The 22,778-nt window shown below is 51.6% G+C and carries 23 protein-coding genes; 8 read left to right on the top strand and 15 right to left on the bottom strand.

Annotation, left to right across the window (positions count from 1 at the left end):
* Positions 1 to 67: 67 nt before the first annotated feature.
* The 3 genes from ACO0K9_RS14240 to ACO0K9_RS14230 all read right to left on the bottom strand — a co-directional run bounded on the left by ACO0K9_RS14240 (position 68) and on the right by ACO0K9_RS14230 (position 3,755).
* Entirely contained in the window at positions 68 to 874 is an 807-nt protein-coding gene (locus ACO0K9_RS14240; RefSeq protein WP_422985979.1) for a cystine ABC transporter substrate-binding protein, read from the bottom strand.
* A 381-nt stretch (positions 875 to 1,255) separates the two neighbouring features.
* Positions 1,256 to 1,570 carry a hypothetical protein gene (locus ACO0K9_RS14235; protein WP_422985977.1) on the bottom strand — a complete coding sequence of 105 codons (315 nt, stop codon included), beginning with the start codon at positions 1,568 to 1,570 and terminating at the stop codon, positions 1,256 to 1,258.
* A gap of 502 nt (positions 1,571 to 2,072) precedes the next feature.
* Positions 2,073 to 3,755: a peptide chain release factor 3 gene (locus tag ACO0K9_RS14230; protein ID WP_422985976.1), complete on the bottom strand. Its 1,683-nt coding sequence runs from the start codon at positions 3,753 to 3,755 to the stop codon at positions 2,073 to 2,075.
* 221 nt (positions 3,756 to 3,976) lie between these two features.
* Between ACO0K9_RS14230 and ACO0K9_RS14225 the strand changes: the two genes are divergently transcribed.
* From ACO0K9_RS14225 to ACO0K9_RS14195, 7 genes are all read left to right on the top strand, one after another.
* Positions 3,977 to 4,687, top strand: a complete 711-nt coding sequence (locus ACO0K9_RS14225; protein WP_422985974.1) for a hypothetical protein — start codon at positions 3,977 to 3,979, stop codon at positions 4,685 to 4,687.
* A gap of 100 nt (positions 4,688 to 4,787) precedes the next feature.
* Positions 4,788 to 5,543 carry a hypothetical protein gene (locus tag ACO0K9_RS14220; RefSeq protein ID WP_422985972.1) on the top strand — a complete coding sequence of 252 codons (756 nt, stop codon included), beginning with the start codon at positions 4,788 to 4,790 and terminating at the stop codon, positions 5,541 to 5,543.
* 97 nt (positions 5,544 to 5,640) lie between these two features.
* Positions 5,641 to 6,654, top strand: coding sequence for a S1/P1 nuclease (locus ACO0K9_RS14215; RefSeq protein WP_422985970.1), 1,014 nt, complete (start codon positions 5,641 to 5,643; stop codon positions 6,652 to 6,654).
* Positions 6,655 to 6,719: 65 nt separating this feature from the next.
* Positions 6,720 to 8,576 carry a signal peptide peptidase SppA gene (gene sppA / locus ACO0K9_RS14210; RefSeq protein ID WP_422985968.1) on the top strand — a complete coding sequence of 619 codons (1,857 nt, stop codon included), beginning with the start codon at positions 6,720 to 6,722 and terminating at the stop codon, positions 8,574 to 8,576.
* Positions 8,577 to 8,777: 201 nt separating this feature from the next.
* Entirely contained in the window at positions 8,778 to 10,604 is a 1,827-nt protein-coding gene (locus ACO0K9_RS14205) for a CIA30 family protein (RefSeq protein WP_422985966.1), read from the top strand.
* Between the two features lie 231 nt (positions 10,605 to 10,835).
* Positions 10,836 to 11,966, top strand: coding sequence for a sensor histidine kinase (locus tag ACO0K9_RS14200; RefSeq protein WP_422985964.1), 1,131 nt, complete (start codon positions 10,836 to 10,838; stop codon positions 11,964 to 11,966).
* The gene (locus ACO0K9_RS14195; protein ID WP_422985962.1) at positions 11,963 to 12,568 is read left to right on the top strand and encodes a response regulator transcription factor; all 606 of its coding nucleotides are present in this window, start codon (positions 11,963 to 11,965) and stop codon (positions 12,566 to 12,568) included. Before ACO0K9_RS14200 ends, ACO0K9_RS14195 begins: the two co-directional genes overlap by 4 nt.
* 105 nt (positions 12,569 to 12,673) lie before the next feature.
* Here the strand turns inward: ACO0K9_RS14195 and ACO0K9_RS14190 are convergent, their stop codons facing one another.
* Together ACO0K9_RS14190 and ACO0K9_RS14185 are read right to left on the bottom strand one after the other, a co-directional pair.
* Positions 12,674 to 13,531: an SDR family oxidoreductase gene (locus tag ACO0K9_RS14190; RefSeq protein ID WP_422985960.1), complete on the bottom strand. Its 858-nt coding sequence runs from the start codon at positions 13,529 to 13,531 to the stop codon at positions 12,674 to 12,676.
* Between the two features lie 64 nt (positions 13,532 to 13,595).
* Positions 13,596 to 14,123: a nuclear transport factor 2 family protein gene (locus tag ACO0K9_RS14185; protein WP_422985958.1), complete on the bottom strand. Its 528-nt coding sequence runs from the start codon at positions 14,121 to 14,123 to the stop codon at positions 13,596 to 13,598.
* A gap of 86 nt (positions 14,124 to 14,209) precedes the next feature.
* Here ACO0K9_RS14185 and ACO0K9_RS14180 point away from each other — a divergent pair, with 86 nt between their 5' ends.
* Positions 14,210 to 14,614: a winged helix-turn-helix transcriptional regulator gene (locus ACO0K9_RS14180; protein WP_422985956.1), complete on the top strand. Its 405-nt coding sequence runs from the start codon at positions 14,210 to 14,212 to the stop codon at positions 14,612 to 14,614.
* 126 nt (positions 14,615 to 14,740) lie between these two features.
* On the opposite strand, the gene ACO0K9_RS14175 is transcribed toward ACO0K9_RS14180, so the two are convergent.
* The 10 genes from ACO0K9_RS14175 to ACO0K9_RS14130 form a co-directional block, all read right to left on the bottom strand.
* Entirely contained in the window at positions 14,741 to 15,298 is a 558-nt protein-coding gene (locus ACO0K9_RS14175) for a GNAT family N-acetyltransferase (protein ID WP_422985954.1), read from the bottom strand.
* A gap of 106 nt (positions 15,299 to 15,404) precedes the next feature.
* Positions 15,405 to 15,776, bottom strand: a complete 372-nt coding sequence (locus ACO0K9_RS14170; RefSeq protein ID WP_422985952.1) for a hypothetical protein — start codon at positions 15,774 to 15,776, stop codon at positions 15,405 to 15,407.
* A 174-nt stretch (positions 15,777 to 15,950) separates the two neighbouring features.
* Complete coding sequence (locus ACO0K9_RS14165) at positions 15,951 to 16,550, bottom strand: hypothetical protein (RefSeq protein WP_422985950.1); 600 nt, start codon at positions 16,548 to 16,550, stop codon at positions 15,951 to 15,953.
* Positions 16,547 to 17,008 (bottom strand): hypothetical protein, encoded by a 462-nt coding sequence (locus ACO0K9_RS14160; protein WP_422985948.1) that lies wholly within the window; start codon positions 17,006 to 17,008, stop codon positions 16,547 to 16,549. The genes ACO0K9_RS14165 and ACO0K9_RS14160 overlap by 4 nt, the downstream gene beginning before the upstream one ends.
* 70 nt (positions 17,009 to 17,078) lie before the next feature.
* A complete protein-coding gene (arr, locus tag ACO0K9_RS14155; protein ID WP_422985946.1) occupies positions 17,079 to 17,513 on the bottom strand; it encodes an NAD(+)--rifampin ADP-ribosyltransferase in 435 nt (144 codons plus the stop codon).
* Between the two features lie 34 nt (positions 17,514 to 17,547).
* The gene (locus ACO0K9_RS14150; RefSeq protein ID WP_422985944.1) at positions 17,548 to 18,648 is read right to left on the bottom strand and encodes a DUF6765 family protein; all 1,101 of its coding nucleotides are present in this window, start codon (positions 18,646 to 18,648) and stop codon (positions 17,548 to 17,550) included.
* A 367-nt stretch (positions 18,649 to 19,015) separates the two neighbouring features.
* Positions 19,016 to 19,846, bottom strand: coding sequence for a serine hydrolase (locus ACO0K9_RS14145; protein ID WP_422985942.1), 831 nt, complete (start codon positions 19,844 to 19,846; stop codon positions 19,016 to 19,018).
* Positions 19,847 to 19,968: 122 nt separating this feature from the next.
* Complete coding sequence (gene pal / locus ACO0K9_RS14140; protein WP_422986006.1) at positions 19,969 to 20,490, bottom strand: peptidoglycan-associated lipoprotein Pal; 522 nt, start codon at positions 20,488 to 20,490, stop codon at positions 19,969 to 19,971.
* A 223-nt stretch (positions 20,491 to 20,713) separates the two neighbouring features.
* Entirely contained in the window at positions 20,714 to 22,039 is a 1,326-nt protein-coding gene (locus tag ACO0K9_RS14135) for an ATP-binding protein (RefSeq protein ID WP_422985940.1), read from the bottom strand.
* Positions 22,036 to 22,698 (bottom strand): response regulator, encoded by a 663-nt coding sequence (locus ACO0K9_RS14130; protein WP_422985938.1) that lies wholly within the window; start codon positions 22,696 to 22,698, stop codon positions 22,036 to 22,038. Before ACO0K9_RS14130 ends, ACO0K9_RS14135 begins: the two co-directional genes overlap by 4 nt.
* Positions 22,699 to 22,778: the final 80 nt, after the last annotated feature.

Raw genomic sequence — 22,778 nt, 5'->3', positions numbered from 1 at the left:
CCCACTTAATCATACAGCGTATCCGGCAAACATTGCTCTTTGCAAGCAATGTCTGCCCAATTACGGCTTATTGCGCTGAAGGTGCCTTGCTGACATCCTTGCCGAACCATTTATTGGATACCTTGGCGAAACTGCCATCCTTGATGATGTCAGCCAGCGCAGTATTCAGGGCGGCTGCAAATTTTGGGTTGCCCTTCTGGAACGGGATACCGTTCTTGGCCAATTCACCAACAGGTGCACCGGCCTTGATCGGCAAGGCACTCGCTTTCAGCAGATAGGCCACCATCAGGCTGTCATTGAGTGCCGCATCGACACGGCCTGCGGCCAGGTCTTGCAGGTATTCTGGCGCACCCGGATAGCTTTTCACTTCGATACCAGCAACAGCTTTGGCACGTTCTTCATAATTGCTGCCCTGTCCCACGCCGAGCTTTTTACCTTTCAGGTCTTCCAGGCTTTTGAAAACACGCTTGTCATCTTTCTTGACGATGAGCTGGGCACTGGAAACGGTGTAAGGATCAGAGAAATCAAAAGTTTCCTGGCGTTTGGCGGTGATACCAACCTGGTTGACGATGACATCAAATTTACCGGCTGACAGGCCGGCCAGGATACCGCTCCACTCAGAAGTCACGAATTCTGGCTTGACACCCAGTTTGGCTGCCAGCAACTTGGCGACATCGACATCGAAACCGGCCAGTTCATTGGTTTTGGTGTCTTTGAAATTGAATGGAGGATAGGTGCCTTCCAGCGCAATTTTGAGCGTGCCACGGGTCTTGACGGTATCGAGCAAATCGGCTGCAGTAGCAGACAGGGACGCACCAGCCAGAACGACGCCAGCCAGCAAAGTGGATATTGTTTTTTTGGTGGAGAGTTTCATCATATTCCTGAAAAAAGCAGGCAGCCGTGGGTGACGGCGAATGCCAGTAAATCGTGACAGGCCAGACAATAATTATCCGGCGACCTGCCTATGATATGGAGACTGGACTTTCAAGGACAACGAAGTATTTCTTATTTGCATATATCAGGCTTGCGCATATGCATACAAGTTAAATAGACAAGATGCACGTTGCTGACCTTACAGTGGTGCCAGCAGCGTGCAGATATTAGAACCTGTTTACGATCTGTAGCGAGCGTGCGTCAGCGGGGTCAGGGTAACAAAAGCGCAGCGCAAAAAGCGGAATGTACTCTAAGTACATGAGCATTTTGAGCAGCGCATGAGCCCCGATCACGCACGCGCAGTAAGATCGTAAACAGGTTCTTAGAAAGAAGGCAGGTCGTTCAGGCTGTGGCCGGGCACATCATCACTCGCCGAGCTCAGACCACGCGCGCCATCTTCATACAGGATGCCGACGACTTTAGGGCCGAGGATAATGCCATTGCCGTTGCTAAACTTGGGAATGACTTCATCGCCATTGGCAATGGTATCCAGCACTGCCTCGACGTCGACTTCTTGCGGATCATCTACCATGGCGGGCGGCATGACCTGGCCACCCTTGCTCTTGCCCCACCTCACCTTGGCAATACGCTGCCCACTATCGTCATAACGGACGGCTTCAATAAAAAATAATGCCATGATCACGCTCCTCATCAAAGTTGCAACAGAAAATCGGGAAGGGAATGGAATTGCCTGGAAGTATCGTGCGTGTAGCCATACTGTTTCACCAACAGGGTCAAGCTCCACTTTGCGCCTGCAGTATGACAGCCATATGTCATTGCATGGCGCAAAAAATGCAGCCTAAATCACCATGTTAGCAAATTAAAATCTGCATTCAAGTCAATTTTGTAAGAACCTGTTTACGATCTGTAGCGAGCGCGCGTCAGCGGGATGAAGAGCAGCGCAAAAAGCGGAATGTACACTAGTACATGAGCATTTTGAGCAGCACATGAACCCCGATCACGCTCGCGCAGTAAGATCGTAAACAGGTTCTAAGCGCCAATGACAAAGCGGCTGACAGGCACCTTTTGCCCTGTCAGCCGCTTATAGACTCGGTTTGCCTGCGCTTGCGTGTACTTACGCTTGCTTGATTGCTGTTGCTTGTGCTTTAGCCGTCTTTTACGCGTACTTGTCAGTCGACTTAACCCAGCTTGGCCGCATGCTCGCGGGTCGCATGGAAAGTTACGCCAGGCCAACGCTCTTGCGTCAGCTTCAGATTCACACCTGATGTCGCCAGGTAAGCCATGTTGCCCGCCGCGTCATAGGCGATATTGCCACCGGCGCTGGAGCGTTCAAAGTCGGCCAGCATTTTCTTGTCTTCGCAACTGATCCAGCGGGCGCTGCTGATACTGGTGCCTTCAAACACGGCATCCACGCCATATTCATTTTTAAGGCGGCTGGCGACCACTTCAAACTGCAAGACACCGACCGCGCCCAGCACCAGATCACTGCTGACGACAGGTTTGAAAACCTGTACTGCACCTTCTTCACCCAATTGCTGCAAGCCTTTTTGCAATTGCTTGATTTTCAGTGGATTCAAAATACGTGCCGTACGGAAAAAGTCTGGTGCAAAGTAAGGGATGCCGGTGAATTGCAGCAGTTCGCCTTCAGAAAAACTGTCGCCTATCTGCATATTGCCATGATTGGGCAAACCAATGATGTCGCCGGCGTAAGCTTCTTCCACCTGTTCACGCGAAGACGCCATGAAGGTGACGACGGACGACACCTTGATCTCGCGGTTCAGTCGCAAATGCTTGAGCTTCATGCCACGTTCAAAACGGCCAGAACAGACGCGCAAGAAAGCGATACGGTCACGGTGGGCCGGGTCCATATTCGCCTGGATTTTGAAAATGAAGCCAGAGAACGGTGTTTCTTTTGGCTCCACTGAACGGATAGTCGCATCGCGTTCACGCGGTGCCGGTGCCCAGTCCAGCAAGGCATTCAGGATTTCACGCACGCCAAAGTTGTTGATGGCAGAACCGAAAAATACCGGTGTCTGCACGCCAGCCAAAAAGTCTTCCAGACTGAAAGGGTGGGAGGCACCATGGACCAGTTCGACTTCCATCTTCAATTGCTCGATTTCCAGCGGGAACATCTCTACCAGGCGCGGATTATTGATGCCCTTGATGACTTCGAATTCCTGGTCCGCACGTTCACTACCTGGGGTGAACAGCAAGATCTCATCTTTCAGGATGTGATACACACCGCGGAAAGTCTTACCCATGCCGATAGGCCAGGTCACCGGTGCACACTGTATCTTCAATACCGATTCCAGCTCATCCAGCAATTCCAGCGGGTCGCGGGTTTCGCGGTCCATCTTGTTGACGAAGGTGATGATGGGCGTATTGCGCATGCGGCAAACGTTCAGCAATTTAATGGTCTGTTCTTCCACACCCTTGGCAGCATCGATCACCATCAGGGCCGAATCAACTGCCGTCAACACGCGATAGGTATCTTCAGAAAAGTCCTGGTGACCCGGGGTGTCGAGCAGGTTGACCACGTGGTCGCGGTATTCAAACTGCATGACCGATGAAGCAACCGAGATGCCGCGCTGCTTTTCTATCTCCATCCAGTCAGAAGTCGCATGACGACCACTCTTGCGTGCCTTGACCGTACCGGCCAGTTGAATCGCGCCCGAAAACATCAGCAGCTTTTCAGTCAGCGTGGTTTTACCCGCATCCGGATGGGAAATAATACCGAAGGTACGGCGACGTGCCACTTCACGGCTGATCAAGTCTTTCGATGGCGCACTGGCCGTCGATTCTGAGGCTGTCTCAGGGATCTCGTTGGCGGCTTGCGCGCTGTCGTCTGGGGATGGGTTCATGGTGTTCATACTGATGCCGCAAAAATGGAAGAAAAACACGCAAGTTTAGCTGGTATTGAGGGGGAAGTCGAATACCCGACCGGCGACGCGAAACAAGTGGACATAAGTAGCTATGGAAATAAGCAATGAAATCAGCAATAAGCAAGCAATAAAGATTGCCAATCAGGCCACAAGAATGCTATAAGAGCAACAGTTACTACTCATTCAATTTTGCGGCCGACATGAAAACTTTCCATCTGTTCGTCTTCAGCATCCTTACCGCCATCTTGCCAGTCTGTGCCCAGGCTGAGGAAGATATCCTGTGGCAAAAATTTTTCACCCAGATAGAACTCAGCAAAACCTGGGTAGCAGCCACGGTAGACTCCAGCTATACAGAAGAAGAAAAGAACTGGCTCAGCCCCAGTCAGTTTGCCAAGCGGGCCAAGCTGAGCAAATGGGTTAATGGAGAACCGCTGCGTCGTATTGAAAGCCTGCCCAGTGCAACGCCAAGCAGCAAGACACACGTTTCCAGCCCCATCGCCAATCACCCCAATCTGGTGCTGAGTGGCGTCACTTCCCGCCAAAGGGAAGCAGATCAAATAATCGACGGTGACACCTGGGCCGTGTATTCCCTGAAACTGGGGTCAAAAAAACGCCCACAAACAGCCAAAGTCTGGCTACAACCAGGCAGTGGCAAGCCCCTGAAAATGGAATTAAGCTTTTCTGCCAGCATGGAAGGAACCGTGCTGTATCAAAGCAATGAGGCTGGCGTCAGCCTGCCCATACGCTTTGTGCTGGAACACGAAAAACTGGGTATGCCGAAACATTGGCTGATCGTCTTTGAAAACCTGGACTGGATACCCAGGCCAGCCACCGAGCTGACCGGCTTGAATAACTTATATCATTTACAACTGGACAGTTTTCAGGTTCAAAGTTCAGGGCGCAACAAATAAATCTCTTTATTTAATTCCCTTTTGCATAGATTGCTTGCAGTTTTCCATGGCAATGCCATGATAGGCGCTGGGTTGCCATGTCATTACCACCAGCCATCTCATGAAAAAAATTGCCCTGCCTGTCATCTTTGCCAGCACTTTTCTCGCTGCCTTGCCTGCGCGGGCGGGGTCGGGGTATTACCTGGTCAGCCTGTATGAAAATGAAGGTGAAAAGACCATAGACTTCAAATCCTGGTCTTCTTTTGCTGATAACCGGGCAACATCGACTGTACCTGAGCTTGGTGTCAGTTACATGCCCAACAAGACCTGGTACACAGAATTGAGTGCCAACTGGTCAAAACACGGTGCCAGTGCCTGGGAGACCAGCGCCTGGACGTGGCAAAACGACTTCCTGCTCACCCACGGTCAGTATCCGCTCGATCTGGCACTACATACCAACCTGAATAAAAATACCGACAGCAGCAGTGGTGTGGATTTTGAATTCGGCCCTGCCATGCAGACCGATTTTGACAGGCTGCAAGTCAATGCCAATGTGTTTTTCGAACGCACTTACCGCAGTAGCCAGGTCAGCAGCACGCAAATGAAATACCAGTGGCAGGGTAAATATCGCTGGCACCCTGCCCTGGAATTTGGTGTGCTGGGTTTTGGCGAACTGGGTAGCTGGAGCAACTGGTCAGCCGGTGCCAAGCAATCGCACCGCATGGGGCCGGTCATTTCAGGCAGTTTTCGGCCCGGTGATGGCGGCAACGACAGCAGCAACAAAACGGCAGTGCGCTACGATGTGTCCTATGTCAGCGGCAAAATCAACGCCCACCATGCCAGCGTGTTCAGCATGCGCCTGCAATACGCTTTCTGATCTGTACACGAAGTTGCAGTTTGCTATATCCTCGTCATCTTTGTGTATTACCATTGATGCTTTCGCATCCCCCTTCTTAACGCTATCTGATATTCCTATGAAAAAGATACTGATTTCAGCCCTGATGCTGGCCATGGCTGGCCTGCCACAATTGAGTTTCGCCTGGGGTGCCGATGGCCACCAGACCGTGGGAGCCATTGCCGATTCCCTGCTGGCAGGCAGCAGGGCCGGCGCGCAGGTCAAAGCACTATTGGGTGACAACACGCTGGAAAAAGTGGCAGTCTGGGGTGATTGCGTCAAAGGTATTTCCCCAGAAAAAGACTACGCCTACACGTCCACAGGCCGTTATCCAGAGTGCGCGCCGTTTGAAACTGCCGCCGGCATTGCAGCCATGAGCGATTATGTCAAACGCAATGACACCAATTGCAACCCGGCCAGCGGTGAAGAAAACTGCCACAAACAATATCATTATGCTGACGTGGCCTTGCAACATGACCAATACAAAACCGGCTATGTCGGCACCAGCGATCATGACGTGGTGAATGCCATCCGCGCAGCTGTCATGGTCTTGCAAGACAAACCGCAGCCCAAGCCCTTCAATTTCAAGGACAAGCAAGAAGCCCTGACCCTGCTCACGCATTATGTCGGTGACCTGCACCAACCGCTGCATGTCGGCTCCATCTTCCTGAATGCCGAAGGCAAGATCATCAACCCGGATGAAGGCCAGTATGACCGTGGTACCAATACCGTCGGCGGCAATGCCCTGCAATGTCCTTGCGGCAATCTGCATTCGCTGTGGGACGACCTGCCGCAGCAATACAAGCGTGGCCGCATGAATGACACGCTGACCAAAAAAGCCAAAACCCTGACATTGGCCAATGCATCCATTGAAGAACTGCCAGTGCTGTGGGCCAATGATGCCATCCGCGACGCCAGAATTTTGTTTGCTGGCACCCAATTCAGCAAAAGCACACCGAACCAAAAAGGCAATAACTGGTCTATTGCTTTGCCACTTGAATATGAAAAAACCATGGCCAACCTGAAAGATGATGCCCTGGCCCGCGCCGGTGCCCACCTGGCCCAGTTGTTGAAAACCGTCTGGCCTGAATAAGAACCACGGCAATAACGCAATAACGTTTAGTTAGAATCACCTGAGTAAAATAGGACAAACTCACTATGGCTTTCACCCCATTAACCTGGATAGGAAAAGGTTTCAAGTATGCCTGGTCGGCGCTGGATTTCAGCCGCCGGGTCATACTCAACCTGATCCTGCTGATCATCCTGATCATGCTCGTCATCGGCCTGTTTGGCGGTGGACCTAAAAAAATCGAGGACAAGACTGCATTGCTGCTTGACCTGAAAGGCACGCTGGTTGAACAGAATTCTGGCAATGCGCGCGACACCCTGCTGGCAGAAGCCCGTGGTGATGTCCGCAGGACCACGCAATTGCGTGACATCCTGTGGGTGCTGGACCAGGCGGCCAAAGATCCGCAAATCAGCAGTGTAGTCCTGCTGCTCGATGATATGAGCGGCACCGGCCTGACCATGCTGCGCGAAGTCGCTGCTGCGATTGACCGCTTTAAGACCAGCGGCAAAACCGTGGTGGCCTGGGGTTCAAGTTTTGACCAGCGCCAGTATTACCTGGCAGCGCATGCCAATGAAGTCTACCTGCACCCTATGGGGTCGGTGATGATGACGGGCTTTGGACGTTACCAGAATTATTACCGCGATGCGCTGGACAAACTGGGTGTCACCGTCACCGTCTTGAAAGCCGGTGATTACAAGAGCTTTGGTGAGCCCTATGTCGCCAACGCACCTTCGCCCGAAGCGGCAGAGGCTGAAAGCTTTTTGTACACTGCCCTGTGGAAGACCTATACCACCGATGTGGAAAAAGCCCGCAAGCTACCAGACGGCACCATCATGCGCGGCATCAATGACCTGACCCAGTTGCTGGCGGCAGCCGGTGGTGATATCGCCAAACTGGCGCTCAACACCAAACTGGTCGATGGTTTGAAAACCCGTGATGAATTGCGCGAGCTGATGCTCAAGCGCGGCATCAAAGATGAACAGAGCAAGAGCTTCCGTCAGGTGGCGTTCGATGATTATCTGTCGCGCCAGAAGCCCAAAGTGTTTGGCAACGCGGTAGGCGTCATCATTGCCTCTGGCGAAATCAGCGAAGGCATGGCACCACCGGGCTCAATCGGTGGTCTGTCCACTTCCGGCCTGATCCGCAAGGCACGTGAAGATGACGCCATCAAGGCCATCGTCCTGCGCGTTGATTCGCCTGGCGGCAGCGCTTTCGGTTCAGAACTGATACGCCGTGAACTGGAACTGACACGCAAGGCCGGCAAACCGGTCGTGGTATCCATGGGTAACGTCGCTGCATCCGGCGGTTACTGGATATCCATGGCGGCAGATGAAGTGATTGCTGACGAAGCCACGATCACTGGCTCCATTGGTGTCATCGCCATCCTGCCGACTGCCGACAAGGCCATGGACAAACTGGGCGTACACACTGCCGGGTCCCCTACCACCTGGCTGGCTGACCCATTCAACCCTTTGCGCCCTTTGAATCCACGTTTTGCGGAAGTCCTGCAAAGCAGCATCAACCATACCTACGCCGATTTTACCGGCAAGGCAGCTGCAGCACGCAAGACCACGCCAGAGAAAATCAATGCCGTGGCGCAAGGCCGTGTCTGGACAGGCCTGCAAGCCAAGGAACGTGGCCTGGTCGATACCATAGGCAGCTTCTCGGATGCCTTGAAATCGGCATCGACCCGCGCCAAGCTGGGCAATGACTATCGCATCAGCTATATCGAACGCGAGCCCTCCAGGTTTGACCGCATCTTCAGCGTCTTTGGTGCCAAGACCGCCCAGGTATTGCAAGACCAGTTCAAGGTAGCCGTTGTACCTACTGGCCTGCCACCGGCAGCAGCGGCACAAATGCTGTCTGACCTGACCTGGCTTTCAGAAATCAACAAAGAAGGCAAAAGCTTTACTGCACTGACACATTGTCTGTGCAAGGTGCCATAGGTCAAATAAGTCAATCCTGACCGGGCTGGCAGCACCTCTTGCTGCCAGCCATCCTGCCTTTATCTCCGCCGGTATCTCCACCTTCACCTGCTGCCTGCACCAGGCATATGACAAATGTCATGGAAAACTGGTGGCAATTGCTTCTGTCTTATCCCTACTTACATCAGCACAATGGTGACATCCCACAATATGGAGTCGACCATGAACAAAACATTGTTAAGCCTTGCCATCGCATGCAGCCTGACTGCGGCTGGCCAGCCATCCAGCTTTGCAGCCGACAGTTTCCTGATACGCCAGGTAAGGGTTTTTGACGGCGAGAAAATCCTCAAGGACAAAAATGTCCTGATTGCCGATGGCAAGATCAAGGACGTCGATTTCAAAGGCACACCACCGGCAGCTACCCACATCATTGAAGGCAAGGGCCGCACCCTGCTGCCCGGCCTGATCGATGCCCATGTCCATGCCTTCCAGGATCTGGACCTGCCCTTGCTGTTTGGTGTCACCACCCAGATTGACATGTTCAACAATGTGAAACTGGTCGCCAGCATGAACGAAAAAATGCGCAAAGGTGAAAACCATGACCAGGCTGATCTGATCTCTGCCGGTACGCTGGCCACTGCGCCTGGCGGTCATGGCACGGAATATGGCCTGGCCATCCCCACGCTGACCAAACCGGAAGAAGCCCAGGCCTGGGTCGATGCCCGCATTGCCGAAGGTTCACACTTCATTAAAATCGTGCTGGAACATGGGTATGAAAAACATCCCTTCAATAGCCTGGATGTTGCCACCGTCAAGGCCTTGGTCAAGGCGGCCCACCTGCGTCACAAGCTGGCCGTAGTACATATAGGCAGCCTGAAAGAAGCACAGGACGCACTGGACGCTGGTGCAGATGCCCTGGTCCATCTGTTTGCTGGCAAGCAGATCAGCGACCAGGATATGCGGGCGCTGGTAAAGGCAGCCAAAGACAGGCATGCCTTTATCATCCCCACCTTCAGCGTACTGGAAAGTATTGCCGGCATCAAGGAAGAGGATGTACTCAACGATAGCCGCATGACGGCATTGCTGAACAAGGCGCAATTGCAGCCCCTGAACTCGCCTTACCGGGCCAAGGCAGATGCTGACATGCTGAAAGTGCCGGCCATGATGACAGCCGCCATGCACGCCGCTGGCATACCGATACTGGCAGGCACCGATGCCGGCAATGCTGGCACCCAATACGGCGCCAGCCTGCATCATGAACTGGCATCGCTGGTAAAAGCAGGCTTGAGCCCGGCAGCAGCACTGGCATCGGCAACATCCGTCCCGGCACATGCCTTTGGCCTGAAAGATCGCGGACGCATTGCCAAAGGCTACAAGGCTGACCTGTTGCTGGTCAGCGGCGAGCCAGACCAGGACATCAGCGCCAGCCGCAATATTGTCGAGGTGTGGAAAGACGGTGAACGCGCCACCAAACAGCGTGAACAAAAAATCCAGGAAGTGGCACGCCTGAATGCACAAAAGAACCTGATAGTGCAAATGCCTGCGGATGGCCGCATCAGCCTGTTCACCAAAGACAAACTGGCCAGCCCCTTCGGCTTTGGCTGGGCACCATCGAATGATGCCCCCGTGGGTGGCAAATCCACCATCGATATCAAACTGGCAGATGCCGGGCCAAATGGCAGCAATGAGGTGGCAGCGGTCAACGTGGTAGCGACGATCAACCCCGGCTTTGCCTACCCCTGGGCAGGTCTGGCATTCTTCCCGGGTACACAACCCATGGAAGCAGTCGATTTGAGTGCTGCCAACACTTTGAAGTTCAAGGTCAAGGGGGATGGCAAACAATACAGCGTGGGCATCAGTGTACAGGGTAGCTATATCCCTATTTCAGTACACTTTACTGCATCCGAAGAATGGAAGGAAATCAGTATTCCTTTCAGCCAGTTCAAAGGCCTGGACCCCAGCATCATTACCCTGATGGCCTTCAACGCCGGGCCACAACCGGGTGAATACCGGTTTCAGATTGCGGATGTACGCCTTTTAAAGGAATAATGTCATTTATAGGACTTACGCAAAACCGCCCCAGCTGCGTTGCAGCTCCTTGCCGTACTATTCGTACTGTCTTCGTCGCTGCGCCTTGCTGGGACAATTTTGCGTAAGTCCTAAATAAAAGAATATCAGGGCTCAGTTTCTCAACACCACTGAGCCCTTACAGAAAACCCGATAAAACCCGGGAAAACCTGAGAAAGCCTGAGAAAACCTGAGAAAGCCTGAGAAAACCGCTTGAGCACATCTGTCTTCCATCAACTGTCCCCACCATGGGTGCCGCCACGCTATGGCAAGGCACCTTATTTTTGGCTGTTGTCATTCGCTATTTTTGGCATGAAGTATTTGTATGTGGCCCCTTCAATCAGAGAAATATTGCTGTTGGCAGCTAGCCTGACGTTTTTTCTGCCAGTGTATTTTTACAGCTTCTGGAATAATGGCTGGCGCACTTATGCTTGTATTCTTGTAGTGTGCTTCATGGGCATCATTTGGGCGCCGTTCAACTTTGGCAGTTCCACTTTCTGCATTTTTGCTGCCACCATGTGTTCACGCATACCGGATACCCGCAAGGCTTATCAGTTTTTATGGTTTATAGGCTGCATCATTGTCGCTGCCAGTGTGGGCATGAGACTGGAGAAATTTTTTTGGCTACCGGCAATTATCTTCAGTATCCCCAGCGGCCTCGGTGCCATCATCAGTGAACGACTGACGCTCAGCAATGAAAATCTGTTGCGCAAACAGGAAGAAGTGGAACACCTGGCCGCACTGGCTGAACGCGAACGCATCGCCCGCGATTTGCACGACCTGCTGGGCCATACCCTGTCCGTCATCACACTGAAAGCAGAACTGGCAGGCAAATTGTTTGACAAGAACCCGGACGCCAGCAAAAAAGAAATCAGTGATATCGAACATACGGCCCGCCAGGCGCTGGCCGAAGTGCGCGCCGCCGTCATCGGCTATCGTGCCACCGGCCTGCTGCACGAATTGCAATCCGCCAAAAACGCCCTCAGCGCAGCAGCCGTTGAGCTGGAAACTGAGCTGGAAACCGATATAGAAAAAATGTCCCTGCCAGCCGCCATAGAAAACGTCATGGCGCTGGCCGTGCGCGAAGCCGTGACCAATATCATCCGCCATGCCCAGGCCAGCATCTGCAAGATCAGCCTTGCTACCCACAACGGACAGGTAGAATTGTGTATCGCCGATGATGGCGTCGCAAAAAATGGCAGCGATGGCAAACAGGCCATGCACAAAGGCAGCGGCCTGACCGGCATGAGTGAACGCGTGCAGGCCCTTGGTGGCACGCTGGATATCCGTATTGAACAGGGGCTGACCCTGCATCTGTCATTGCCTTTGAAAGAATCAACATGATACGTATCATCATTGCGGAAGACCAGGCACTGGTCTCTGGTGCACTAGCCGCCCTGCTGGGCCTGGAAGATGACCTGGAAGTCATCGCCCTGGCAAAAAATGGACAGGAAGCCTATGCCCTGTGCGAAAAAGAACGCCCCGACATCCTCCTCACCGACATAGAAATGCCAATCATGTCAGGCCTGGAACTGGCGGCGGCCATTGCAGAAAAAAAATGGCCCTGTAAAGTCATCGTGCTGACCACTTTTGCCCGCACCGGTTACTTGCGCCGCGCCATGGCCAGCGGCGTGCGCGGCTACATGCTGAAAGATGCCCCGGCCGACACGCTGGCAGCCGCCATCCGTACCGTGCACGGCGGTGGCCGCGCTATCGCACCAGAACTGGCGCTGGAAAGCTGGGGCGGTGAACAAGACCCGCTGAGTGAACGTGAACGCCAGGTCTTGCGCCTGGCGGGCACCGGCTCCACCAGCACCGATATCGCCAGCATCATGCACCTGTCCGAAGGAACCGTACGCAATTACCTGTCAGAAGCCATCAGCAAACTGCATGCCAAAAACCGCGTAGAAGCATATCGCCTGGCACGGGATCAGGGTTGGCTATAAGTGTCCGGACATGATGACCGTCTACCGTTGTCAACCCCGGGTGACAACCAGAATCAAGCACAGCAATAGTATTGCTCGCTAATTTATGCCAAATCCGCACTGACATCAAGTAGATGACAGATGCGCTTTCAGCACCGCACGCAAGCTCGCCGTTGGCCGCTGGATCAGCTTGCCGAGCTGGCCGCCGCCGTCATACAAGCCGCCTTGTGCAGCACCCGTATCTGATTGCGCCAGGACATAGGCAAAGCCTTCCGGCAGGCCGAATGAGACCAGCATGTCCTTGTATTCAGTTTCGGCAAAATTCACATAAGCGACTGGCTTGCCCGACAGGTCCGCCAAGCTTGCAGCCAGTTCAGCGAGAGTGAATCCCTGGTCACCTGCCAGTTCATAAATCTTGCCGGCCTGGTCACTACCAGTCAGCACCGCTGCGGCTGCGGCTGCGTAATCTGCCCGGGAAGCCGCCGATATTTTTCCTTCACCAGCCGCACCAAATACTTTGCCGGTTTCCAGCGCGGTAGCTACCGCAGAAAAATAGTTTTCTATATACCAGGAATTACGCAAGAACACGAAAGGCAGGCCGCTATCGCGTATCAGTTTTTCGGTTTCAACGTGTTCCTTGGCCAGCACCAGCGGCGATGTATCTGCATGCAAGATACTGGTGTAGGCAAGCAATGTGACACCCGCACTTTTTGCAGCCTGAATCACATTCTTGTGCTGCTCCAACCTTTGCCCGACTTCACTGGATGACACCAGCAACAGCTTTTTCACACCCTGCAGCGCACCTGCCAATGTCTGTGGCTGACTATAATCACCCTGGCGAACCTGCACGCCACTGGCGCGCAAATCATCTGCCTTGCTGACATCCCTGACGATGGCCACGACCTGATTGGCTGGTACCGTACCCAACAAAGCCTGAATCACCAGACGGCCCAACTGCCCACTTGCACCTGTTATTGCGATCATAAAATTCCTTCTGAAAGTTCAATACATCCCATTCCTGTCCGCGAAATGAGTTCCAATTGATTGTTTAATTCTTTAAAGCAGAATCCCAATGCTCATCTGCCTTGCCGTCCACAATCCGCCAGGTATCAAACCAGGTAGTGGTGTACAGCAGCTGGTTGGTGGTCTTGTCCCGAACCGGCAAGGGATACATGACAGTCACCAGATCACCTTCGGCAATCACGGCAACGATGGGTTTCGTCATTTTTTCTGGAATAGGTTTGGGTTGCACCTTTCTGACCTCGACAAAATACTTGATCACGCCATCCAGACCAGACGCCGCATTCGGGTTATGCTGTATATAGCGCCTGGACAAGTACTTGTCTGCCTGTTCCCAATGCCCGGCTTCCAGCAAGTCTTTGACGATGTGATAGACCACCTGCTTGTTTGCATGCAGCCTGGGATCGCTGCTGCTGAACAGCGCATCAGCATGATCCACTGCGAGAACTGGCTCTTGCGCGTAGCTATTGGGCGACAAAGCAATAGACAATACGGACAGGGTGAGCGTAGCACCCAACACCAGGCTTTTCTTGAAGCGATACATCTGTTTTTTCATGGCAAATTCTCTCCTTGTTTCGACATGGCTATCGATAAGGTCTATAATAGAGACTATGTCTAAATATTGTAAGGAGGCAGTTTTTCATGCCAAGGTTACCTGAAGTGAACCGCCAAAAAGGCGTAGGATTAGCGTCTGATTTTGATCCGGCCATGTGCCCGGTCAGGAATGTGCTCGACCATATCAGCACCAAATGGACGCCGCTGATCCTGCTGACCCTGCAATCAGGCGCACTGCGTTTCAGTCAATTGCATAAACAAGTCCCCGACATATCCAAACGCATGCTGACCCAGTCCTTGCGTGACCTGGAAAGAGACGGCCTGTTGAGCCGCAAAGTATTCCCCACCAAACCACCCAGCGTCGAATATGAATTAACCGAACTGGGCGTCTCAGTCATGGTACCCATGGGCGCGCTGGTGGATTGGGCGGAGAATAATTTTGAGAAGATGAAGGTGGCTCGGCTGTCTTTTGATAGCGGAGTACAGCAGTAAAGATTACCAGGCGTCTGTATATTCATCGATATCGTCGCACCGCGCCCGCGCTATGACCAGCTTTGGGCAACGTTATTGATTTCGCCGACAGCGCCAGATCAGGCTGCATCAATGCTCATAGCCGAATCATGCACGCTTCACCCAATCACTGCGCAACAAACCATATATGGCCGAATCAGACACGTTTCCTTCGACAATCCAGCGCTCACGTAACAAGCCTTCCCGGATAAAACCCAGTCTTTCCAGTGTTTTGGCTGATCCCAGATTATGCGGCACGATGTCAGCCTCAACACGGTTGAGATTCATTTCATCGAAACCATAATTCAACAAGGCGACCAATGCCTCATGCATATAGCCCTGCCCCCAGACAGCGACGTCCATTTCATACCCAATTTCAGCACGACGGCACCCGACATCCAGATGAAACAGAATACAACTGCCAAGAAAGAGATTGTCAGTTTTACGTATCAGTCCTAGTCGCGCAAAATCACCTTTGAGCATGGCCGCCTTATCGCGCTCGACCATCGCCGTGGCCTGTACCAACTCGGTCCAGGGTGCGGACGGCATGTAGCGCATGACATCCGGGTTTGAACGTATGCGCAAAATTGCATCAGCATCATCCAGACACAAGGGCCGCAAATGCAGGCGTGGGGTATCGATAGTGACTTGTTCGAAAGATGGCATAATGGATTCTGCGCTATGAATGGTGAGTACAATCAAAAAAACAAAACTGGGGTCAAAGAAATAAATATGCCGGAATGGCACCAACGTCATTCTTAAAACAACAGTTTTACTTCGTCCTTACCGTGTCTTCAAGTACAACGGTTTTATTACTGAAAATAAAAATAACGCCTCCGCCAAAGCCGTTCCATCCATGACGACTAAACAAAAATTCATATGAATTTTTTTTGACGTAAATGATCACATCATAATTTTCAATTTTTTGATATTTGGCCTCTTCTATTAAGGAATCGGTCTTTAGAAGTTTGCTCATTTCCACAAAGGCTAAGTGACTCGCCTTCAACAACTTTGCAGAAATTTTAATATCTGCAGCCACAGGTTCCTTGTGGTCAATTTCGATTTCATTCTGCGAAGCGAAAGCTCTACTTGAAAAAGCTGATTGCAGTATCAGAACACAAAAAAATATTCGAACTATCTGCACGACTTGATTACTCCATTATTAATTGCAGGCAGAGCAAACATAAGAGAAAAAGAGTAGTTGAATTTCACGTTGCATGTCTCGTTTTAGCGCAGATGTGACTGGATAGCTACTGGAATTAAAAATTAAAAAATAATACTAATGACCGATTTCTATCCGACGGCCATATTACAAAATTTATTGAATAGAACACCGTCCATCCATATACATTTTCCAACACAATTTCCCGTTTATACCGATTAAAAAAATTCTTATTACGCCCAGAGGTTCGTCTTCTACTTTGGCCCACAAAAAATTATTGAATTGAAAAAGCTTTCCTTTTCTTTTAATCAGACGATATGAGCTATCCCCCTTCAATGTCGTTTCCTTTACTGAAAAACTGCCGTCTTTCATAAAGGTGTATGCTGCTTCATAGTCTCCATCTCCTACAGTAATATGTTGCGGAGCCGCCCATGTTTTAGTCACCGAAAAACGACTTCTTAAAATTACGTTATCAGATTTCAACCACCCGGCTTTTTCCGGGCTTGCAACATACATCCAATCGCCTTCCTGTTTTTGAATTGAGACTACTTCCCCCATTTCAACGCTATTTGTAGGTTCGACTGGCTGGTCCCTTGGATTTTCAAGAAGAAATACTGTTCTTTGAACTACACCGTCAATTAATTTATGTTCCCTGTTAGTCTCAGTGTGGTTAATTTCATTCTGCGACGCATGAGTGCTACTTGAAAGCCCTGATTGCAGTATCAGAGCACAAAAAAATATTCGAACCAGGGTCATGCGTCAATTCCTTCAGGATTCTTTACTGGTAGAGAAAACCTTTGCTGCTGCCGTAATAAAATAGTCCGGATACAGGGTGTTATAACGAATGAATCGCTGATATCCTCTTCCGCTTGTTCAGTGTCTGACCAATACCAGACCGTGTAAATATGCAGCGCAATATTTTGTTCTAGCAACGCCAGTATTTTTTTCCAGACATCGCTGGATAAAAATGCCTTGTCGTACATTTCCGCGTCACAACAGGACTCCAACAAAGTTTCCATAAGGGTGAAGCGTTCGTCATCGTTCAACTCACCACTTTCATAAGCGGCTAGAAATTCGTCGATTCTCTTGGCGTCTGCAACTTCATATTCCCAGTCCTGCATGTCCCGGGTATTGCGCAGATTAAACCTGAGCGCCAGTGCATCAATGGCGGCTCTGGTGGGGCAACGCCAGCAGTGTTCAAGATTAATCCACATGTATATCTCTGTTTTTGGGTAAGGTATAAATGACCATGCGCTCTTGCAAGGGTTTTAAAAGAAGGCGCCACTAATCATCAATCGCCTCAACCCCAAGCGCCTTGAGTCGCTCAATATTGTCCTTCATGGCTCGCAGTAATTCGGGAGGATGGCCCTGCCAATCTTTCACTTCGCCCACAACACGCAGCGGTTCGCGGGAGCGGTATGATTTGGTTGGATTACCCGGGAATTTTTTGTCCGTCAGATTGGGGTCATCCATGATGGTGCCGGTAGGTTCTACGATGTAGATTCTGCCGGGGCCGTCGCCGAGTGCCAGTTCTGCGCCCCAGGTGGCGGCATCCAGAGTAGCGGTCAGGTAGATATAGCTCGCCTTTTTGCGCTTGCCGTAATTAGAGGCGTAGCCAGGCTCGATGAGGTCGCCCGGTTTCAGGTCAGCCCGTGTGCCATGGTAGAGCCGTTGCAAGCTCAGATCATCGGTGGCCGTCGCTGGTTGGTTCTCTGTCATTTCTCTCTTCTTTTTTAACAGGGGACAGATCTAATTATGCCGCACAAATCCCGTATTTCGGCAAAAGCTCTTGCACCACAAACAGCCTGTGCATTTGTAGCGCGTCATGGAATTTTTTCCAGTCGCTGTCCAGGAAATTGGGATGGTATTTGAAATTTTCATTTCCGGTATCTTCAATTGCTGTAGTTCCCAAGGCTGCATGCTTCCATGAATTCAAGCCTTTGGGCACGTAGTTCAAATCATTTCCCCCAAAGCTGAAGTGCGCTTTCCTGATCGCTGTTAACCATGTCGCATGTCTTATATCGCCATCTTCGTTGACTGTTTCCCGGATCAGTTTATCTATCTTGTCCTTGTCGTCCGCTGTCAGCCCAATTGCGCTCAATGAGGGATCACCTGCCTTGAAACTTTTCAGGGCGATGCACATGTGGTCGGCAGCGGCCAGGAAATCCTTAGGGTTGTCCCTGTTCACGACTTCGCCTGCGCCGTTTGTATAAGTCCAGCTCAGGTAAGGCCGGTCTGGATAACTCAAGACTGCGCCGTGCCCCAAAGGTAAGGTACCTGCAACCAATTCGCCTTTTGCATGATCAAACAAATCGGAAAAATAATTCTTGATGCTATCTCCCATGCTGGCAGATGTCAGGCCTGTATGCCTGCTGCATAATTGTGAAGCCCGATTGATTTCATCTTCAACACCGACAAAGCCTTGATGGGCCCAGGTATCGGCATAGACATGCATGGTAATCCCCAGGCGGTGCAGCGCATTTCTGTCATCTTTTCGTCGAATGCAATCTGCAACCATGTCACGGGCTATATAACTATTCGGCTTACAGATAATTCTTTGTATGAACCCCAGATCATTACCCTGGCCTGCCGGCAGCCCATTATTCCCTGGCAGGAAATGAAATGGTATCCACGCGTGATGATTGGCCAGGTCATTAAAATTCTTGTAGTCCAGCATCTTGTGTGCAGATGCTATGCGGGAATACAGCGCACCGGTATCAAACTCTATATAACCATCATTCGTCGCGTCATCCACATACTGCGCGCTATAGGCAATGATGTGTGCCTCGTCATGCGAGAAATCAGCCAGGCGTGCAACGACATAAGTGACTGCATGATGGAAATCAATTTGCATGATAGTCTCACATAGGATGCTTCAGGAATTAGAAGGTGTTGCAGCTTTAAGCCCAGGCCAACTTCGACTCTGCGGTTTCTGGATCGCGCTGCTTAATAATGAATTTTCACGGGCAATTCATTGTGTTTCACCTTTAGTACAAAGGCAATATTAATTTACAACAATTCACATGCATCAAACGTAATTCAGACGAATCGCCTGTCGTGAAATGGGCATTATTTCTTGTTTTAAGTGCCGGTTCAGGACAAGAACAGCAGGGCGAGGCATGGCACAACCCGCCATGCACAACGGATAAGGAAGACGATGCATGTACGCTGGGAATTATGACAGGATCAAGAATTTGAGCGACTATCGTTTGTCGCCTGCTCTATTTACGATGCCGTCTATGCCTGGCCAGTCTGGGCTTTACTTCTTCTTTGTAGCCTAGCAATTTACCTATATTCAAGGCATCCATCAATCTGGCGGAGCTGGCTCTGGCGTTAAGTAATACCAGAGTGGCCATTTTGCCGGCCAGTTTGACGCGCATGATGAGACAGTTGCCGGCTTCGTTGGTGAAACCGGTTTTGGAGAGCAGGACTTCCCAGCCTTTTTTGCCGACCAGGCGATTGGTATTGTGGAATTCGCGCGTGCGTCCGTTTTGAAAGGAGATGCTGTCTTCACTGTCGGTCGTGATATCAGCGATCTCAGGATAGCGGGCGGCGGCCTGGGCCATTTTTACCAGGTCGGCAGCGGTAGACGTATTTTCTGGTGACAGGCCGGTGGCTTCTTTGATGACTGTGTTGGGCATGCCCAGGGCGATCAGCTTGCTTTTGACGGCGACGATGAAGGCATTATTACCGCCGGGGTAAGTGCGCGCCAGCGAAGCAGCGGCACGGTTATCAGAAGACATCAGCGCCAGTTGCAGCGCATTCCTGCGGGTGATCGAACTACCCACCGGCACGTGTGAGCTACTGTGTTTTAACTGGTCAACATCGTCCGCAGTGATGTCGATTTTCTCATCCATGTTGGGCTTGCTGTCGAGGACGACCATGGCGGTCATCAGCTTCGTCAGCGAGGCGATGGGGACAATGGCTGTGGCATTTTTTTCCAGCAAGACCTGGCCATTGCGCTCATCCACCACAATCGCGTTCTGGGAATTCAACTGCATGGCAGCCAGGCTGCTGCTATAAAACAGTAAGATAGCGATTAGTACACGCATTAACATCTGGGCATTCGGTTACAAAGATCAAACACAAAAACCTTGGGCGGCGCATTTGATCGCTATCAAATGTGCCGCGCATGGTTTAGTCATATAGCGGAAGCATAGCTCCCCTATAAGTATTACTTACCAGAATAAACGATATCGGCGCGGCGGTTTTCTGCCCAGGAAGCTTCGTCGCTACCAGTTGCTTTTGGTTTTTCCTTACCGAGGGAAACTGCTTCCATTTGTGCTTCAGGCACGCCCAGCAGGGACAAAGACTTGCGCACGGCTTCAGCACGTTTCTGACCCAGTGCCAGATTGTATTCGCGGCCACCACGTTCATCGGTATTACCCTGGATCAGGATTTTTTTAGCTTTGTTGGCACTCAGGTTTTTGGCATTGCCATTCACTACTGTTGTAAATTCAGATTTGACGACGTATTGGTCAAAATCAAAATAGACGCTGCGGTTAGCGAGTTCGTTGAAGTCATTCTTACCAGCGTCTACGGTAGTCACTGTCGTGGCACCATCGCCGCCTTTTGGTTTTTCTAAACCGGCTGTTTTTTCTTCTTTAGCCCCGTCTTGTTTTGCTATTGGTGTACTGCAGGCTGCCAATAAAACTGCTACTGCTGCCAGGCTGGCCGCGCTTTTGATTGTGTTGATTGCACGCATGAAAATTTCCTCGAAGTTTTAATTAATCAATTCAAACCTGAAGCGGGAAAGTACACACCACAGGTATTACAAAACTTCGCTATGGTGCCTTAGGAAACTTAGGTGAATCTTAAAAAATACCTGTGGATGGAGATAAAACAAGGATTTTTTCCTTGAAATTGGTGATTTTTACAATATTTCCCGGCTTATTTTCAACTCGCTTTCAAGCCTTTTTTCAACTTGCATGGCGCAGGGAAGCCGGAAATTGTATGCGCACTTCCAGCCCGCCGATGGCAGCATGGGCCAGTTGTATGCGTGCCTGATGGCGATCGGCGATGGCTTTGGCAATCGCCAGGCCCAGACCGCTGCCGCTGGTACTGCTGCCCGCCACACGGTAAAAACGATCAAAAATGCGTTCACGCTCGGCTTCGGGAATGCCGGGGCCAGAATCCTGGATCACCAGTTGTATGCCCCCAATATCATCAATCAGCGTAATGTAGACTGCCTCTTCGTCATGGATATAGCGCACGGCATTATCAAGCAGGTTGCGTATCATGACGCGCAGGCTTTCGGCATCGCCCATTAATTCTGTATTGGCGGCCATCTGGCTGCTGATGCTGATTTTTCTGGAAACGGCAAACGGCATCACGTCGCTGATGGCCTGTTCCACACAGGCATTCAGCAAGGTCGGGCAGAAACTCAGAGCCGCCTGCGAAGATGGATCTTGCCTGGCCAGTGCCAGCAGCTGTTCCACCAGGCGCGATGCTCGGTCCACCCCGCCCAACAGACGGTTGACTGCCTGGGCATGGGTGTTTTCATCCTTGGCACGGCCCAGATTTTGCACCTGCAGGCGCAAGGCCGTAATCGGCGAACGCAGTTCATGCGCGGCATCTGCCACAAAGCGCTGCTGTGCCTGCAAGGCCTGACCCATGCGGCTAAGCAGCGAATTCAATTCTGTCACCAGCAACGACACTTCACCCGGCAAACCTTTGTCTGACACCGGGTCAATAGAATTGGCGCGGCGATTAGCCAGCTCACTACCAATGCGATTGAGTGGCGCAAGTACAGAACTGACGCCCCACCAGGCGGCACAAAACAGCAAGATGGAAACCGGGATGACCGGCCACAGGGTACTGAGGGCAAATGAAAATGCGCGCTCACGACGGGCACTGATTTTTTGCGCGACCTGGATCACGCGCTTGTTTTCTTCAGCGGCATACACGCGCCAGTCACCATTTTCCAGGTTGACGGTGGAATAACCCAGCGCTGCCTGCTTAGGCAAGCTGCGATGCTGGCGCGACTGGTAGACCCGGGCGCCATCTTCTGACCATACCTGTACCACAAAATCAAAGTCATCGATCTCGGTACCGGGCAGGGTATGCCAGTCTACCTGGTCAAAATCACCATCTTGCAGGGCCAGTGCCATTTGCTGCATGTGGTAGTCAAACAATTTGTCGGCTTCGCTGATGGCGGCGTGCAGGGATGTGGCAAACTGCAGGGCGGCTGCCGTCAAAATGGCGACACCAAACAGCAGCATCATTTGCAGGCGCAGGGATTTCATGCGTTTTTCTCAACCATGTAACCGACACCACGCACATTGACGATGAATTTCTGGCCCAGTTTTTTTCTCAAGCCGTGGATATATACTTCAACGGCATTGCTTTCAATTTCTGAGGTATAGCCAAACAGTAGTTCTTCCAGCCGGCTGCGCGACAGGATGGCACCTGGCCTGGCGATAAGGGCGTCCAATATGGTCCATTCACGCGCTGACAAGATGACTTGCTCCTTGCCGTTGAAGACCAGGCGCGTGGTGGAATCCACCTCCACTTCGCCACAAACGTAAGAGCTGTCCACCCGTCCGCGTGAACGGCGCAGCAATGCATGCATGCGGGCAATCAGTTCATCCAGGTCAAAGGGCTTGATGAGGTAATCGTCCGCCCCGGCATGCAGGCCCTGCACTCTTTGCGCTACGGTATCACGCGCCGTCATCACCAGCACTGGCAGGGCATCACCACGCTTGCGCAAGGCTTTCAGGATATCCATGCCATCGCGCTGCGGCAGGCTCAGGTCGAGCAGCAGCACATCGTAGCTATGAATTTGCAAGGCTGCCTCTGCCGCTTCGCCGCTGGTCAACCAGTCGACCAGGTTGGATTCACTTTCCAGCGCGATCTGGATGTTTTCACCTATCATGGGATCGTCTTCGACGAGCAGGACTTTCATGTTTAATATGGGTTTAATATGGGTTTAATATGGGTTTAATATGGGTTAGATACGGGTTTGGTCTGTGAGGAAAACGTGCA

The organism is Undibacterium sp. Ji50W (assembly GCF_049340445.1).
Lineage (GTDB): Bacteria > Pseudomonadota > Gammaproteobacteria > Burkholderiales > Burkholderiaceae_D > Undibacterium.
This window is presented reverse-complemented; position numbering and strand designations above follow the sequence as displayed.